Genomic DNA, 15,530 nt, shown 5'->3' on the forward strand with positions numbered 1-15,530 from the left:
AAGTGGGGCCGCCGTCAATCCGACGACGGCAGGATCAGGATGGCGCGGAAGTCGTTGACGTTGGTGCGCGTCGGGCCGGTGACGATCAGGCTGTCCAGCGCGGCGAAGTAGCCATAGCCGTCGTTGTTGGCCAGCGCCTCGGCGGCGCGCAGGCCCAGCGCCTCGGCGCGGGCGAAGCTGTCCGGTGTCATCAGGGCGCCGGCGTTGTCCTCCGAACCGTCGATGCCGTCGGTATCGCCGGCCAGGGCGTAGACGTCAGGCAGGCCTTGCAGGCTTTCGGTGAGGGCAAGCAGGAACTCGGCGTTGCGTCCGCCACGGCCGTTACCGCGCACGGTGACGGTGGTCTCGCCGCCGGAGAGGATCACGCAGGGCGCGGCGATCGGCTGGCCGTGCAGCACCACCTGGCGGGCGATGCCGCCATGCACCTTGGCCACCTCGCGTGCTTCGCCTTCCAGATCGCCGAGGATCAGCGGGGTGATACCGGCGGCGCGGGCCATTTCGGCGGCGGCGTCGAGCGACTGCTGCGGCGTGGCGATCAGCTGGAAATGGCTGCGCGAAAGCATCGGATCGCCCGGCTTGAGCGTCTCCGAGCGCGGGTCTTCGAGCCAGGCGCGCACGTTGGCCGGCACCTCGATGTGATAGCGCTCGAGAATCGCCAGGGCCTCGGCCGAGGTGGTCGGATCAGCCACGGTGGGGCCGGAGGCGATCACCGTCGCTTCGTCGCCGGGCACGTCGGAAATCGCGTAGGTGTACACGCTGGCCGGCCAGCAGGCCTTGGCCAGGCGGCCGCCCTTGATCGCCGAGAGATGCTTGCGCACGCAGTTCATCTCGCCGATGTGCGCGCCGGAGCGCAGCAGCGCCTTGTTGATCGCCTGCTTGTCGGCCAGCGAAATGCCTTCGGCCGGCAACGCCAGCAGCGACGAGCCGCCGCCGGAGAGCAGGAAGATCACCCGGTCGCTTTCCTCGAGGTTGCTGACCAGTTCCAGCACGCGGCGGGCGACGCGTTCGCCGGCATCGTCGGGCACCGGGTGTGCGGCCTCCACCACCTCGATGCGCCGGCAGTCGGCATTGTGCTCGTAGCGGGTCACCACCAGCCCGGACAGTTCGCCTTCCCAGACCTTCTCGATGGCTTCGGCCATGGCTGCGGCCGCCTTGCCGGCGCCAATGACGATGGCGCGGCCGCTGCGCTCTTCCGGCAGATGGTCGGCGAGTACATGGCGCGGATGGGCGGCCTCGATGGCGCTGTCGAACAGCTGGCGCAGCAGGGCTTGTGGGTCGAGGGTCATCTGAAGCTCCTTGTATGAGGTCTGCAGCCGATTCCAGACCTTAAAACTCGGTATTGCAAGCGCCAAGGCGAGTTCTAAGGATTGGAATCGACCCGCCCGGCAGTCGGGCCGTGACTCCTTGTGCCGGGCGAATCGAAAGGGTTGCCACCCGAAGGCGGCGATCGGATCGGGGCGAACGAAGGATGCTGGTCGTGGGGAGACGCGATGATTCCGCCCCCGTTTGCCGCAATCCGACCCTTTGAGCTGCGTTGCGGTCTTGCGTCGCGCTGGCCACCACCCGGTCTGTCTGTCCCTGAAGGTGGGGCGCTTGGCTCGACCCAACGCGCTCGCAGCTTTTACTCCTTGCGAATCGAGAAGTTGGCCATGTGCTCGAGGCCCTTGATCAGCGCCGAGTGGTCCCAGCCGCTGCCGCCGATCGCCGCGCAGGTGCTGAACACCTGCTGGGCATTGGCGGTGTTGGGCAGGTTCAGGCCCAACTCGCGGGCACCGGCCAGGGCGAGGTTGAGATCCTTCTGGTGCAGGCTGATGCGAAAGCCCGGGTCGAAAGTGCCCTTGATCATGCGCTCGCCGTGCACTTCGAGGATCTTCGAGCCGGCGAAACCGCCCATCAGCGCCTCGCGCACCTTGGCCGGATCGGCCCCGTTCTTCGCGGCGAACAGCAGCGCCTCGGCGACCGCCTGGATGTTCAACGCGACGATGATCTGGTTGGCCACCTTGGCCGTCTGGCCGTCGCCACTCTCGCCGACGCGGGTGATGTTCTTGCCCATCGCCTGGAACAGCGGCAATGCGCGTTCGAAGGCCGCTTCGCTACCACCGACCATGATCGACAAGGTGGCGGCCTTGGCACCCACCTCGCCACCGGATACCGGGGCGTCGAGGTATTCAGCACCGGTGGCCTTGATTTTCTCGGCGAACTGCTTGGTGGCGGTGGGCGAGATCGAACTCATATCGATCACCACCTTGCCGGCACCGACGCCGTCGGCAACGCCGTCGGCGCGGAACAGTACGTCCTCGACCTGCGGGGTGTCCGGCACCATGACGATGATGAACTCGGCTTCCTGGGCGACTTCCTGCGGATTGGCCAGGCCGATGGCGCCGGCCTCGGTCAGTTCGGCCGGGGCCTGATCGTGGTGCTGGGACAGAAAGATCTGGTGACCGGCTTTCTGCAGGTTGATTGCCATGGGCTTGCCCATGATGCCGGTGCCGATGAATCCGATCTTAGCCATGAGTGTTCTCCTCAAATCTGGTTGGTTCGCGTCAGTTCAGATGGCGTTGTGGCTCTTCAGCCAACCAAGGCCCGCTTCGGTGGTGGTGGCCGGCTTGTATTCGCAGCCGACCCAGCCCTGGTAGCCGATGCGGTCCAGGTGCTCGAACAGGAAGCGGTAATTGATTTCGCCGGTGCCTGGCTCGTTGCGTCCGGGATTGTCCGCCAGCTGGATATGGTTGATCGCCGCCAGGTTGGTCTCGATGGTGCGTGCCAGGTCTCCCTCCATGATCTGCATGTGGTAGATGTCGTACTGCAGGAACAGGTTGGGGTGACCGACCTTGCCGCGGATCTCCTGCGCCTGGGAGGTGTTGTTGAGGAAGAAGCGCGGGATGTCGCGGGTGTTGATCATCTCCATCACCAGGCGGATGCCGGCCTCCTCGAGCTTCTGCGCGGCGTAGCGCAGGTTTTCGATAAAGGTGATTTCCAGCTGGCCGAGATCGGCGCCGCGCGGGGCGATGCCGGCCAGGCAGTTGACCTGGGTGTTGCCCAGCACCTTGGCGTAGGCGATGGCCTTGTCCACGCCGGCGCGGAACTCCTCGACCCGTTCCGGCAGGATGGCGATGCCACGCTCGCCACCGGCCCAGTCACCCGCCGGCAGGTTGAACAGCACCTGGGTCAGCTTGTTGGCGTCCAGCTGAGCCTTGATCTGCTCGGCGGGAAAGTCATAGGGGAACAGGTACTCGACACCGGAAAAGCCGGCCTGGGCGGCAGCGGCGAAGCGGTCCATGAAGTCCTGCTCGGTGAACAGCATCGACAGGTTGGCGGCAAAGCGGGGCATGGTTTTCTCCTGATCTGTAGGGATCACATTCGGTTTCGCATTGCGGTGGTGTGGTGGCCACCCTGGGTGTTGCGTTTGCGGTGGATATGTTTCGCGATATCCACCCTACGTAACCGTTCGTAGGACGGATGGCCGCCCCGTGGAAGACCGCGAAGCGTCTTCCACGCGGTTGCCAATCAATCCAGCAACCCGACCGCGGTCGGCGCGTCCTCGCGGCCTGTGGCCAGCGCCTCGAACTCGTTGATGGCGTCGATCTCGGTGCCCATGGCGATGTTGGTTACCCGCTCGAGGATCACCTCGATCACCACCGGCACCTGGTGCTCGGCCATCCAGGCCTGGGCCTGCTCGATTGCCGGGCGCAGGTCTTCCTGCTTGAACACGCGCAGCGCCTTGCAGCCGAGGCCCTCGACCACCGCGACGTGATCGACGCCGTAGCCTTCCATGCCGCTCTGGTCGGCATTGATGTTCTCGAAGCCGAGCTGCACGCAGTAATCCATGTCGAAGCCGCGCTGTGCCTGGCGGATCAGTCCGAGGTAGGCGTTGTTCACCAGGATGTGCAGGTAGGGCAGCTTGAACTGCGCACCGACGGCCAGCTCCTCGATCATGAACTGGAAATCGTAGTCGCCCGACAGCGCCACCACCTTGCGCTGCGGATCGGCGGCGACCACACCGAGCGCTGCCGGAATGGTCCAGCCGAGCGGGCCGGCCTGGCCGCAGTTGATCCAGTGGCGCGCCTGGTAGACGTGCAGGAACTGCGCGGCGGCGATCTGCGACAGGCCGATGGTGCTGACGTAGCAGGTGTCCTTGCCGAAGGCGTTGTTCATGCATTGGTACACGCGCTGCGGCTTCATCGGCACGCTGTCGAAGTTGGTCTTGCGCAGCATCGTGCGCTTGCGCTCCAGGCAGTCGGCGGCCCAGACGCGGCGATCCGGCAGACGACCTTCGGCCTGGCGTGCCTTGGCCACGTCGACGAACAGCTCGAGGGCGGCGCGGGCGTCGGAGACGATGCCGTAGTCCGGCGCGAAGACCCGGCCGATCTGGGTCGGCTCGATGTCCACGTGAACGAAGGTGCGGCCCTTGGTGTAGGTCTCCAGCGAGCCGGTATGCCGGTTGGCCCAGCGGTTGCCGATGCCGAGCACGAAGTCGGACTCCAGCATGGTTGCGTTGCCGTAGCGGTGGCTGGTCTGCAGCCCGCACATGCCGGCCATCAGCGGGTGGTCATCAGGGATCGAGCCCCAGCCCATCAGCGTCGGGATCACCGGCACGCCGATGGTCTCGGCGAACTCCACCAGCAAGGCCTCGGCCGCGGCGTTGTAGATGCCGCCACCGGCGACGATCAGCGGGCGCTCGGCGGCGCAGAGCATGTCGATGGCCTTCTCGACCTGGGCGCGGGTGGCCGCCGGCTTGTACACCGGCAGCGGCTCATAAGTCTCGACGTCGAACTCGATCTCGGCCATCTGCACGTCGAACGGCAGGTCGATCAGCACCGGGCCGGGGCGGCCGGAGCGCATCACGTGGAAGGCCTGCTGGAACACGCGCGGCACCAACGCCGGCTCGAGTACGGTGACCGCCCACTTGGTGACCGGCTTGGCGATGGACTCGATGTCCACGGCCTGGAAGTCTTCCTTGTGCAGGCGGGCACGCGGCGCCTGGCCGGTGATGCAGAGGATCGGAATGGAATCGGCGGAAGCCGAGTACAGGCCGGTGATCATGTCGGTGCCGGCCGGGCCCGAGGTACCGATGCACACGCCGATGTTGCCCGGCTTGGCACGGGTATAGCCCTCGGCCATGTGCGAGGCGCCCTCGACATGGCGGGCGAGGATATGACGGATGCCGCCATCGGCCCGCAAGGCTGAATACAGCGGGTTGATCGCCGCGCCGGGAATACCGAAGGCGGTGTCGATGCCTTCCTTGCGCATTACCGCGACGGCGGCGTCGATTGCTCTCATGCGGGCCATGGTCGTTCCTCCTGACTCTTGGAATCTGTTCACGATCTGCTGCGCGTCGGTCCTGCTGAGTTAGAAGCAGATCGCTAGCTCGCTGGATCGTGGCTGTCTTTTTATTCGATAGTTTTTCTACGTGGCTCAAGCATGCCGGCCTGGATTCCATGGCGGAATTGGTCGAGACTTCAGTTCTGTCGATATCAGGAGTATCGAATGGATCGTTATACGACCCTGCGCAGCTTCGTGCTGGTGGCTGACTGCGGCAGCTTCGCCGCGGCTGCGCACAAGGAGAACGTCACCCCGGTGGTGATGGGCCGGCGGCTGGATGCGCTGGAGCGCCACCTGGGCGTCAAGCTGATGCACCGCTCCACCCGCGGTCTGTCGCTGACCGATCTGGGCGAGCAGTATCTGGAGCGCGCCCGCGGGCTGCTCAAGGACTTCGATGAGGTGGACGCCAGCATCAGCCACGACCGCACCTCGGTACGCGGCCATCTGGTGGTGTCGGCGCCGGCGGCATTCGGGCGGCGGCATATCGGCCCGCACGCACCGGCGTTCCAGGCGCGCTACCCGGACCTGCAGCTGTCGTTCAACTTCACCGACAGCGTGGTCGACCTGGTGCGTCACGGTTACGACATGGGCATTCGCATCGGCGAGGTGACCGACCCCAACTACGTGGCGCTCAAGCTGTTCCCCAACCGCCGGGTGGTCTGCGGCGCGCCGGAATACTTCGCCCGCCACGGCACGCCGGTCACGCTGGAGGAACTGGCGCGGCACAACTGCCTGGCGTTCAACCTGCAGGGCGGCCAGCAGCGCGGCTGGACCTTCCTGCGTGACGGCCGCCAGGTGGCGGTGCGGGTCTCGGGCAACCTCGACTGCAACGATGGCGAACTGCTGTTCGACTGGGTCAAACAGGGCCTGGGCATCGGCTGGCGCTCGACCTGGGAGATCCAGGCCGAACTCAAGCGCGGCGAACTGGTGACGGTGCTCGACGAGTACGCCCTGCCGGCCTACGACATCCAGGCGGTCTACCCGCAGCAGCGCTACCTGCCGGCGAAGGTGCGCTTCTTCATCGACTACCTGAAGGCCATCTACAACGCGCCGGGGTACTGGGAGGCGCGTTGAGATATGTAGGTTGGGTTGAGCCGCGTAGCGGCGAAGCCCAACATCGCACGGCAAGCGCTGCCTGATGTTGTGCCCGTTGGGCTTCGCTGCGCTCAACCCAACCTACGTCACTCGACGAGTACGCATTGCCGGCCTACGACATCCAGGCCGTCTACCCGCAGCAGCGCTACCTGCCGGCCAAGGTGCGGTTCTTCATCGACTACCTGAAGGCCATCTACAACGCGCCGGGGTACTGGGGGCGCGTTGAGATATGTAGGTTGGGTTGAGCCGCGTAGCGGCGAAGCCCAGCATCGCACGCAAGCGCTGCCTGATGTTGTGCCCGTTGGGCTTCGCTGCGCTCAACCCAACCTACGTCACTCGACGAGTACGCATTGCCGGCCTACGACATCCAGGCCGTCTACCCGCAGCAGCGCTACCTGCCGGCGAAGGTGCGCTTCTTCATCGACTACCTGAAGGCCATCTACAACGCGCCGGGGTACTGGGAGGCGCGTTGAGATATGTAGGTTGGGTTGAGCCGCGTAGCGGCGAAGTCCAACATCGCACGCAAGCGCTGCCTGATGTTGTGCCCGTTGGGCTTCGCTGCGCTCAACCCAACCTACATCACTATTGGGTGGCGCGCTGATCCACGTAGTTGCCGCGAGGTACTTGTGCATCGCGACGCCGGCCTGATACCGATCATTGGCTCCGGATCGGGAAGCCTCACTGCGCTGTCACAGCTAAGGTGGATATAACCGCCTGTGAGAGACGCGCTTGTGGACACGCTGAAAATCGCCACCTTCAACATCAATGGCATCCGTGCACGCCGGGCCAATCTGCTCGAATGGCTGGCGCGCGAGCAGCCCGATGTGGCCTGCCTGCAGGAGCTCAAGGCGCAGGACACCGATTTTCCCATCGATGACATCCGCGCGGCCGGCTACGGCGCGATCTGGCATGGGCAGAAATCCTGGAACGGGGTGGCGATTCTGGCCCGCGATTGCGAGCCGCTGGAAGTTCGCCGCGGTCTGCCGGGCGATCCGGATGACAGCCACAGCCGCTATCTGGAAGCGGCCGTGCAGGGTGTGATCGTCGCCTGCCTCTACCTGCCCAACGGTAACCCGCAGCCTGGGCCGAAATTCGATTACAAGCTGAGCTGGTTCGAGCGCTTCATCGAGCATGCCGCCGGCCTGCTCGCCAGCGGCCACCCGGTGGTGCTGGCTGGTGATTACAACGTGGTACCGACCGATGAGGACATCTACAACCCGCGCTCCTGGCGCAAGGACGCGCTGCTGCAGCCGGAAAGCCGCGAATGCTTCGAGCGTCTGCTGGCGCAGGGCTGGACCGATGCACTGCGCGCCAAGTACCCGGACGAACGCATCTACACCTTCTGGGACTACTTTCGACAGCACTGGCAGAAGAACTCCGGCCTGCGCATCGACCATCTGCTGCTCAGCCCGGACCTCGCGCCACGGCTGCAGGATGCCGGCGTCGACCGCTGGGTGCGCGATCAGGAACATGCCAGTGACCATGCGCCTACCTGGATAACCCTCAAAGGTGACGCGAGCGGGGCAGCCAAGCCGGCAAAGTCGGGCAAGCACGGCAAGACCGAGGCGAGCCGCTAGATGCAGGCGTTGCGCAGGCGGGGTTCGAACGAGGCAGCAGTGGGTGGCGTGGCCGGTTTTATCAAAGCCTTGTGCCAATCGTCGCTGAGACATCGGCGGATCGACGGGCACGACTAGTATCCGGACAACTGCTCCGCAATCGACATCGCGGGCTCCGGAGGCTCGCTGTCGACGGCACTCATACGGCGGCAATGGCAACCAGTACCGGGGAGGGACTCCATGTCTGATGACATACAGCAGGATCAGATTGATCGATTCGGGGTGGCTGATGATCCGCTCTCTATTCTGCGTCGCCTGGAGAACGCCAATCTTTCATTGAGTGAGATGCTGGTGGAAACCCTGCATGCGGTGCGCACGCATTTGGGAATGGATGTGGCCTTCATCAGTGAGTTTCGCGGTGAAAGCCGGATATTTCGCTACCTGGACGGCAACTTCGTGCCCCTGCAGCTTGAAGTCGGAGCCGGTGACCCTCTGGATGAAAGCTACTGTCAGCGTGTGCTCGACGGGCGCCTGCCTGAGCTGATTCAGGACGCGGCGTCTTTGCCGGAGGCGCAGGCCATGCCGGCGACCAAGGCCTGGCCGGTCGGCGCGCACCTCAGCGTTCCGCTGCGCTTCAGCGATGGCCGGCTCTACGGCACCTTCTGTTGCTTCAGCACCACGCCGGACAAGAGCCTCGACGAGCGAGATCTGAAGACGCTGCGGCTGTTTGCCGACTTTGCCGGCAGACTGTTGGAACGTCATGCGCTCAACGAGATGCGCTATGCCGAGACGCTCACGCGCATTCGCTCGGTGCTCGAGCAAAAGGCCTATTCCGTGGTGTATCAACCCATCGTGCACCTGGTGGAAAACCGCATCGTTGGCCACGAGGCGCTGGCTCGATTCAGCGCGCAGCCACAGCGAACGCCGGACAAGTGGTTCGCCGAGGCCGGGCTGGTCGGTTTGCAGCAGGAGCTGGAGGTGGCCCTGATCGAGGCGGCCCTGCACGACTTCGAGCAGTTGCCGGCAGACAGCTACCTGTCGCTCAATGTTTCGCCAGGGACCATCCTCTCCGGCGCACTGAACACGGTGCTCGCCGATCAACCGTTGGCGCGGCTGACGCTCGAGGTGACCGAACATGCATCGGTACAGGACTACTCGCAGCTGGCCGATGCGCTCGAACCGCTGCGCAGTAACGGGCTGCAGTTGGCGGTGGACGATGCCGGCGCCGGCTACGCGAGTTTCCGCCACATCCTCAAACTCAAGCCGGACGTGATCAAGCTCGACAGCAGCCTGATCCGCAATGTCGACAGCGACACCGGTTGCCGCGCGCTGGCTGCCGCCTTGATCCGCTTCGCCGAGGAAACCGGCTGCAAGGTCGTCGCCGAAGGGGTGGAAACTCAGGAGGAGCTGACCATGCTGCGACGGCTGGAAGTGAGCAAGGCCCAGGGTTACCTGCTCGGACGGCCGCTGCCGTTGCATCCCCGGCTCGCCATGAGCCGTCAGGCATAGCCGGCGCCGCCGAGCGATGAACCAAGAGAGTGCCTTCGGGCGGTTTCGCTGAACCTTTGTGGTGCGTGGGCAGTCGACTTTAAATAACGCGGGCTGCAGCGATGCGGCCCTTTTCGAGTCGACTCGTCAGGAGGTACAAGATGGATACGAAAGACACGATTTCAGTGCTCAACGACCTGATTGAAACCAGCAAGGATGGCGAAAAGGGCTTCCTCGAATGCGCTGAAGACCTGCGCGATCCTCAGCTCAAGAGCACCATGAATCAGCGTTCTCGCGACTGCGCCACGGCTGCCGCCGAGCTGCAGCAATTGGTCCGCTCCATGGGCGGCGATCCGGAAACCAGCACCAGTGTCGCGGCCGACATGCACCGCCGCTGGGTCGACCTCAAGTCGATGATCACCGGCAAGGACGACGAGGCCATCCTCAACGAGTGTGAGCGTGGTGAGGATGTCGCGGTGAAGAGCTACCGCAAGGCGCTGGAAAAAGACCTGCCAGCCGAAGTGCGGGTCGTGGTCGAGCGCCAATACCAGGGCGTGCAACGCAACCATGATCAGGTAAAGGCTTTACGCGACGCGGCCCGCGCCCGGAGCTGATGTTTCGCTAGCCGGTCAGGGTTTGAAAAACGCCAGCGCATGCTGGCGTTTTTCGTTTCCGCCGATCAGTCGGCCTGAACGGGCTCGGCGATTTCGCAACCCTTGAGTACCAGGCGAATGATGGTGTCGGCTGCCGCATCGTAGTCGGCGTCGTCGAGGCGGTTCTTGCCGGTGACAGTGCTGATCTGCCAGTCGAAATCGGCGTAGGTCTGGGTGGCCGCCCAGATGCTGAACAGCAGGTGATTGGCATCGACCTTCGCCATCAGTCCATCGTCGATCCAGTGCTGGATGCAGGCGATATTGTGTGCGGCCTGGGCGTTGAGCTGCGCGGTACGTTCCGGGGACAGGTGCGGAGCGCCATGCATGATCTCGTTGGCGAACACCTTCGAGGCGCAGGCGTGGTCGCGTGAAATCCTGATCTTGGTGCGGATATAAGCGCGCAGCACCTCGGCGGGATGGCCTGGCTGGTTGAACGGCGTCGAGGCTTCGAGCAAGGGTTCGACGATGCTCTCCAGCACCTCGCGGTAGAGGTTTTCCTTGGATTTGAAGTAGTAATAGACGTTGGGCTTCGGCAACCCGGCGCGGGCGGCGATGTCGCTGGTCTTGGTGGCGGCGAAGCCCTTTTCCGCGAATTCCTCGCTGGCGGCTCGCAGGATCACGTCTCGGTTGCGCTCTCGAATGCTGGACATGCGGACCTGTTTGGCTGGCGCCGCCCGGCCTGGCGGCGGTTCGGCATGCTAGCACTCGCTTGTTTGCGGCCTCAACCGAGCCGCCGTCCGTCGGTTCACCTGTCGTCCAGGCCAAAGGCCATCAAGTTCCCAAGGGCCATGCCGCTAAAAGACCTTGCGTGCGTTATAAATTGTGTACAGTGATGGCACTTTGATGTGTCCAATAATAATGCGAGGCTTTTTCCATGCAGTTCTTCAAGCGCAGCATTCAGTGGCAACTGATCCTCAGCATGGGCGCGGCACTGCTGGCGAGCCTGCTGATCGTCATCCTGGTGTATGCCTCGGCAGTCGAACGCCTCGCCGAGCGCTATCTGCTCGGTGAAGCACTGCCGGCCAACATCAACGCCATCCGCAACGATATCGAGCGCACCCTGGCGGCGCCCATCACCGCCACCGCCGGTATCGCCAGCAACGCGCTGGTGCACGACTGGCTGATCCAGGGCGAAGATCCGCAGCGGGCCGAAGCCATCGGTCGCTACCTGCACGGGGTGAAGACCCAGCAGAACGCGCTGACCACCTCGATCGCCGTGCTCGGCAGCGGCCACTATCACTCCGACGCCGGGCTGAGCAGGACGCTGTCGCGTGCAACACCGGCCGACAGCTGGTTCTACAGCCTGGTGGACGGCAGCCTCGAGCGTCGGGTCGAACTGGACGTCGACAAGGCCACCGGCCAGCCGACCTTGTTCATCAACCAGCGCATCAGCGCCGGTGGGCGAGTGCTCGGCGTGGCCGGACTGGGTTACAGCCTGAGCGCCATGTCCGCACTGATCGCCGACTTCCGCTTCGGTGAGCGTGGCGAGGTCTATCTGGTCGGCAGCGATGGCCAGGTGAAAATCCATCCGCGCAGCGAGCACAACGGGCGCGCCGCGCTGGCGGAGTTGGCCGGCGTACAAGCCGCCCGGCAGCTGGAAACCCAGGCTGGGCAGGTGGTGCGTTTCGAGCGTGACGGCGAAACGTTTCTGGCCATGGCGCAGCCGCTGGCAGGGCTCGGCTGGACGCTGATCGCCGAGGTGCCCGAAGCGGAAATCTTCGCCGAGGCGCGTCGCACGCTCTGGATGACCAGCCTGATCGGTTTGGCTGTCGGCCTGTTCTTCCTTGGTGTCATCGTGCTGCTGGCGCGCGGCCTGGTACGTCCGATCCGCCAGGTCACGGCGGCGCTGGTGGAAATCGGTGGTGGCGGTGGCGATCTCACCCGTCGTCTGGACGAAAGTCGCGCCGACGAGCTCGGTGACCTGGCGCGTGGCTTCAATCGCTTCATCGGCAGCCTGCGCAGCCTGATTGGCGATGTGCTCAAGACCAGCGAACAGTTGCGCAATGCGGTCGGCCAGGTGGCGCGGGTGGTGGACGACACCGCGGTGCGTGCCGGGCGCCAGCATGAGATGACCGACATGGTGGCGACCGCCGTGCACGAAATGGGACTCACCGTGCAGGAAATCGCGCGCAACGCCAGCAATGCGGCGCAGGCTTCCCAGGGCGCACGCAGTGAGGCGCTCGAGGCGCGTCAGGTGGTCGGCGAGTCGATTGGGCATATCGAGCGGATGTCCGGCGAGATCGGCCAGGCCGCCGGCTCGGTGACCGATCTGGCTCAGCAGGTGGCTTCCATCGATCAGGTACTGGCGGTGATCCGCAGCATCTCCGAGCAGACCAATCTGCTGGCCCTAAACGCTGCCATCGAGGCTGCCCGTGCCGGCGACATGGGCCGTGGGTTCGCCGTGGTCGCCGACGAGGTACGCACCCTGGCCAGCCGCACTCAGGCCTCGACGGACGAGATCCAGCAGATGATCGGGCGGCTGAAGAATGGCGCCGAAACCGCCGTCAGCGCGATGCACGCCGGGCAGGCTGCAACCGGGACGGGGGTGCAGGCCAGCCAGCGCACCGGCGAGTCCCTGCAGGCGATCACTGCCCAGGTGGAAGCCATCAGCGACATGAACACCCAGGTGGCTGCCGCGACCGAGGAACAGAGCAGCGTTACCGAGGAGATCACCCACAACGTGCAGGGCATCGCCGATCTGGCCCAGGCCACCGCGCAGGACGTGCAGGGTTGTCGGGCCGACTGCCAGACGCTGTCGAAACTGGCCGAGGACCTCGGCCGGCAGATGGGCAGTTTCCGCCTGTAGACGACGGAGTCGCGGAAACGAAAAGGGGCGCCTCTCGGCGCCCCTTCTTTTGCTGCCCGACCTTTTAGAAATGCGCCTTGACGATGGCGCTGAAGGTGCTTTGGTCGGTCTTGCCGACGAAATTGTCGCTGACGTAACCGCCATCTTCGATGCCGTACTTGTTGGACCAGTAGTCGTACTCGATACCGACGTACAGACGGCCTGGTTCATGGTCCAGGGCTTTGCCCAGGTCGTACTTGATCTGCGGGACGATGTGCAGGTTCTTCTTCAGGAAGTCGCCACGCGACTCGGAGCCGGCGTCGTTGATGACCCAGTCGATAAAGCCGTCGAAGAGGATGTCCGATTTGCCTACCGGAATGGTCATGCCCCAGGTCGGCGTCAGCTGCCACTGACCGGAGGCGCGGCCGCTGGAGCCGTCGGGTTTGCGGTAATACAGGTTCAGGGCGAAGCGGTCGAAACCGGGCAGCTCGAGGTCCACCGCCGGGCCAAGCAGGTAGTTCTGGTTCGGTACGCCCTCGGCCGAACTCTCGCCGCGCTCGTAGGTGGCGGCGATCAGGACATCCTTGACCGGGCCGAGCGACAGGTCACGGCCGCTGATCTTGCCCAGCGACAGGCGCGGGCTGAACTCGCCGTAGTAAGTGTGGCCGTCGCTGCCGCTCACGCCGTTGAACCAGATGTTGTCGACGAAGAAGAACATGTCGCCCCAGGCCCAGCCGCTGGCATGTTCGAAGGTGACGGTCTGCTGGGTGTCCGGGTCGATCTTGTAGTCCTGGCCGTACAGGTAGGTCAGGCTGTTGTTTTGCCAGTGCATCAGGTCACCGGCCAGCGCCGGGGTCGCGAGCAGGGCGCCGCTGAGGGCGAGGCAGAGAGGGGCAGTCTTCAGTTGCATGCGGATGGTTCCTGTGTGTTTTTTATAGGGGCGAGGCCGAGCGCGACCGGGCGCGTATTCTGGGCGAAGGTCGCGGCGGCGGGAAGCGAGGTGTGCGCCGTTCAGCCAGTGGAATCCGCCCTGACTGCCTGCGGCATGGCGTCGCGGCGGTGGCCGTCGTGCTCCCGGTAATCGGGAATGTTCACTGACAGCGTGTTGGTGCCCACGGCATCCTCGATCAGCTCTTCGGGATCGAAGACGTCCTCCTCGCTTGGCTCGCGGGGCAGGAACAGGTTGAGCAGGATGGCGCTGAAGGCACCGATGGTGATCGGCGAGCCGAAGATGTTCTTCAGCACGTCGGGCATCGCGCTCAGCACTTCCGGCACGCCGGCCACGCCGAGGCCCAGGCCGAGGGAGATGGACACGATGAGCATGTTGCGCCGGTGCAGGCCGGCTTCGGCGAGGATCTTGATGCCGGCGATGGCCACGGTGCCGAACATGATCAGCGTGGCGCCGCCGAGCACCGGTTTGGGCATTGCCTGCAGCACGCCGCCAACCACCGGGAACAGGCCCAGCAGGATCAGCAGCCCGGCGATGTAGAAGCCCACGTGACGGCTGGCCACGCCGGTCAGCTGGATCACGCCGTTGTTCTGGCTGAAGGTGGTCATCGGCAGGCTGTTGAACACCGCGGCGGTGGCCGAGGCGCAGCCGTCGGCGAGAATGCCGGACTTGATGCGGCGCATGTATAGCGGGCCGCGCACCGGCTGGCGCGAGATCATCGAGTTGGCGGTGAGATCGCCGGCGGTCTCCAGCGGCGTGATGAGAAAGATCACGGCAATCGGGATGAACGCCATCCAGTCGAAGGCGAAGCCGAAGCGGAATGGCTGCGGCACGCTGACCAGCGGCAGCTCCGCGAGGCCCGACAGATCGACCTTGCCCATCGCCAGCGCCACGGCGTAACCGACGGAGAGCGCGACGATCACCGCGGACAGCCGCAGCACCGGCCAGGGGAAGCGGTTGAGCAGCACGATGATGCCGATCACCAGACCCGCCAGCGCCAGGTTCGGCAGGGCGCCGAGGTCGGGCGCGCCGTAGCCGCCGGCGATGTCGGTCATCGCCACCTTGATCAGCGACAGGCCCATCAGACAGATGATGGTGCCCGTCACCACCGGCGTGATCACCCGGCGCAGCTTGTTGATGCACTGGCTGAAGGCGATTTCGACGAAGGCCGCGCAGAAGCTCACGCCGAACAGCGTGGCGAGGATTTCCTCCGGCGAGCCGCCGCGCGCCTTGACGATGAAGCCGGCGCTGAGAATCGCGCTGAGAAAACCGAAGCTGGTGCCCTGCAGGCAGAGCAGGCCGGAGCCGATCGGGCCGATGCGTTTGGCCTGGACGAAGGTGCCGAGGCCGGAAACGAACAGCGCCATGCTGACCAGATAGGGCACGTAGGCACCCAGGCCCAGGGCACTGCCGACGATGAGGGTGGGGGTGATGACGCCGACGAAGCTCGCCAGAACGTGCTGCAGCGCCGCGAAGAGTGCCGGGAGGGGAGCCGGGCGATCGTCCAGCCCGTAGATGAGATCCTGCTGGGGTGCAGCGCTGCCGCTGCTCGTATCGGTTGCGGTCATGGTCAAGCCTGCCATTTGTTGTTGTACGGTCATGGGCTTTCGAGGGTCACGGCACCTCTCTCCGCGGCGACGGCTGTAGGGCCGGCGTCGGGATGACCTGACTATAGCAATCTG

General features: G+C 64.8%; 13 protein-coding genes and 1 pseudogene. 7 read left to right on the forward strand and 7 right to left on the reverse strand.

Going from position 1 to position 15,530, the window contains the following annotated elements:
• Nucleotides 1-14: 14 nt before the first annotated feature.
• The 4 genes from P5704_019635 to gcl form a co-directional block, all read right to left on the reverse strand.
• Nucleotides 15-1,286 (reverse strand): glycerate kinase, encoded by a 1,272-nt coding sequence (locus tag P5704_019635; GenBank protein ID WOF78210.1) that lies wholly within the window; start codon nucleotides 1,284-1,286, stop codon nucleotides 15-17.
• A 335-nt stretch (nucleotides 1,287-1,621) separates the two neighbouring features.
• Nucleotides 1,622-2,512 carry a 2-hydroxy-3-oxopropionate reductase gene (locus P5704_019640; protein WOF78211.1) on the reverse strand — a complete coding sequence of 297 codons (891 nt, stop codon included), beginning with the start codon at nucleotides 2,510-2,512 and terminating at the stop codon, nucleotides 1,622-1,624.
• A 36-nt stretch (nucleotides 2,513-2,548) separates the two neighbouring features.
• The gene (gene hyi / locus P5704_019645) at nucleotides 2,549-3,331 is read right to left on the reverse strand and encodes a hydroxypyruvate isomerase (protein ID WOF78212.1); all 783 of its coding nucleotides are present in this window, start codon (nucleotides 3,329-3,331) and stop codon (nucleotides 2,549-2,551) included.
• 176 nt (nucleotides 3,332-3,507) lie between these two features.
• On the reverse strand, nucleotides 3,508-5,289 hold the full coding sequence (gene gcl / locus P5704_019650; protein ID WOF78213.1) for a glyoxylate carboligase: 1,782 nt from the start codon (nucleotides 5,287-5,289) through the stop codon (nucleotides 3,508-3,510).
• Between the two features lie 198 nt (nucleotides 5,290-5,487).
• Here gcl and P5704_019655 point away from each other — a divergent pair, with 198 nt between their 5' ends.
• From P5704_019655 to P5704_019680, 6 genes and pseudogenes are all read left to right on the forward strand, one after another.
• Nucleotides 5,488-6,396, forward strand: a complete 909-nt coding sequence (locus P5704_019655; protein WOF78214.1) for a LysR family transcriptional regulator — start codon at nucleotides 5,488-5,490, stop codon at nucleotides 6,394-6,396.
• Between the two features lie 125 nt (nucleotides 6,397-6,521).
• On the forward strand, nucleotides 6,522-6,662 hold the full coding sequence (locus P5704_019660; GenBank protein WOF78215.1) for a hypothetical protein: 141 nt from the start codon (nucleotides 6,522-6,524) through the stop codon (nucleotides 6,660-6,662).
• Between the two features lie 84 nt (nucleotides 6,663-6,746).
• Nucleotides 6,747-6,890: pseudogene (locus tag P5704_019665) on the forward strand (LysR family transcriptional regulator).
• Between the two features lie 258 nt (nucleotides 6,891-7,148).
• Nucleotides 7,149-7,994 (forward strand): exodeoxyribonuclease III, encoded by an 846-nt coding sequence (gene xth / locus P5704_019670; protein ID WOF78216.1) that lies wholly within the window; start codon nucleotides 7,149-7,151, stop codon nucleotides 7,992-7,994.
• A gap of 219 nt (nucleotides 7,995-8,213) precedes the next feature.
• Complete coding sequence (locus tag P5704_019675; GenBank protein ID WOF78217.1) at nucleotides 8,214-9,482, forward strand: EAL domain-containing protein; 1,269 nt, start codon at nucleotides 8,214-8,216, stop codon at nucleotides 9,480-9,482.
• 140 nt (nucleotides 9,483-9,622) lie between these two features.
• Nucleotides 9,623-10,075 (forward strand): PA2169 family four-helix-bundle protein, encoded by a 453-nt coding sequence (locus tag P5704_019680; protein ID WOF78218.1) that lies wholly within the window; start codon nucleotides 9,623-9,625, stop codon nucleotides 10,073-10,075.
• Nucleotides 10,076-10,140: 65 nt separating this feature from the next.
• On the opposite strand, the gene P5704_019685 is transcribed toward P5704_019680, so the two are convergent.
• Nucleotides 10,141-10,764, reverse strand: a complete 624-nt coding sequence (locus P5704_019685) for a TetR/AcrR family transcriptional regulator (GenBank protein WOF78219.1) — start codon at nucleotides 10,762-10,764, stop codon at nucleotides 10,141-10,143.
• A 224-nt stretch (nucleotides 10,765-10,988) separates the two neighbouring features.
• On the opposite strand from P5704_019685, the gene P5704_019690 reads away from it, so the two are divergent.
• Nucleotides 10,989-12,920: a methyl-accepting chemotaxis protein gene (locus P5704_019690; GenBank protein ID WOF78220.1), complete on the forward strand. Its 1,932-nt coding sequence runs from the start codon at nucleotides 10,989-10,991 to the stop codon at nucleotides 12,918-12,920.
• 64 nt (nucleotides 12,921-12,984) lie between these two features.
• Here the strand turns inward: P5704_019690 and P5704_019695 are convergent, their stop codons facing one another.
• Together P5704_019695 and P5704_019700 are read right to left on the reverse strand one after the other, a co-directional pair.
• The gene (locus P5704_019695) at nucleotides 12,985-13,809 is read right to left on the reverse strand and encodes an outer membrane protein OmpK (protein ID WOF78221.1); all 825 of its coding nucleotides are present in this window, start codon (nucleotides 13,807-13,809) and stop codon (nucleotides 12,985-12,987) included.
• 101 nt (nucleotides 13,810-13,910) lie between these two features.
• Nucleotides 13,911-15,416, reverse strand: coding sequence for a nucleobase:cation symporter-2 family protein (locus tag P5704_019700; protein ID WOF78222.1), 1,506 nt, complete (start codon nucleotides 15,414-15,416; stop codon nucleotides 13,911-13,913).
• Nucleotides 15,417-15,530 lie beyond the last annotated feature (114 nt).

Source organism: Pseudomonas sp. FeN3W (assembly GCA_030263805.2).
Lineage (GTDB): Bacteria > Pseudomonadota > Gammaproteobacteria > Pseudomonadales > Pseudomonadaceae > Stutzerimonas > Stutzerimonas stutzeri_G.

Coding starts and splice junctions, on each gene's coding strand:
- P5704_019635 (WOF78210.1), bottom strand. CDS start 1,286: ATGACCCTCGACCCACAAGCCCTGCTGCGCCAGCTGTTCGACAGCGCC.
- P5704_019640 (WOF78211.1), bottom strand. CDS start 2,512: ATGGCTAAGATCGGATTCATCGGCACCGGCATCATGGGCAAGCCCATG.
- hyi (WOF78212.1), bottom strand. CDS start 3,331: ATGCCCCGCTTTGCCGCCAACCTGTCGATGCTGTTCACCGAGCAGGAC.
- gcl (WOF78213.1), bottom strand. CDS start 5,289: ATGGCCCGCATGAGAGCAATCGACGCCGCCGTCGCGGTAATGCGCAAG.
- P5704_019655 (WOF78214.1), top strand. CDS start 5,488: ATGGATCGTTATACGACCCTGCGCAGCTTCGTGCTGGTGGCTGACTGC.
- P5704_019675 (WOF78217.1), top strand. CDS start 8,214: ATGTCTGATGACATACAGCAGGATCAGATTGATCGATTCGGGGTGGCT.
- P5704_019680 (WOF78218.1), top strand. CDS start 9,623: ATGGATACGAAAGACACGATTTCAGTGCTCAACGACCTGATTGAAACC.
- P5704_019685 (WOF78219.1), bottom strand. CDS start 10,764: ATGTCCAGCATTCGAGAGCGCAACCGAGACGTGATCCTGCGAGCCGCC.
- P5704_019690 (WOF78220.1), top strand. CDS start 10,989: ATGCAGTTCTTCAAGCGCAGCATTCAGTGGCAACTGATCCTCAGCATG.
- P5704_019695 (WOF78221.1), bottom strand. CDS start 13,809: ATGCAACTGAAGACTGCCCCTCTCTGCCTCGCCCTCAGCGGCGCCCTG.
- P5704_019700 (WOF78222.1), bottom strand. CDS start 15,416: ATGACCGCAACCGATACGAGCAGCGGCAGCGCTGCACCCCAGCAGGAT.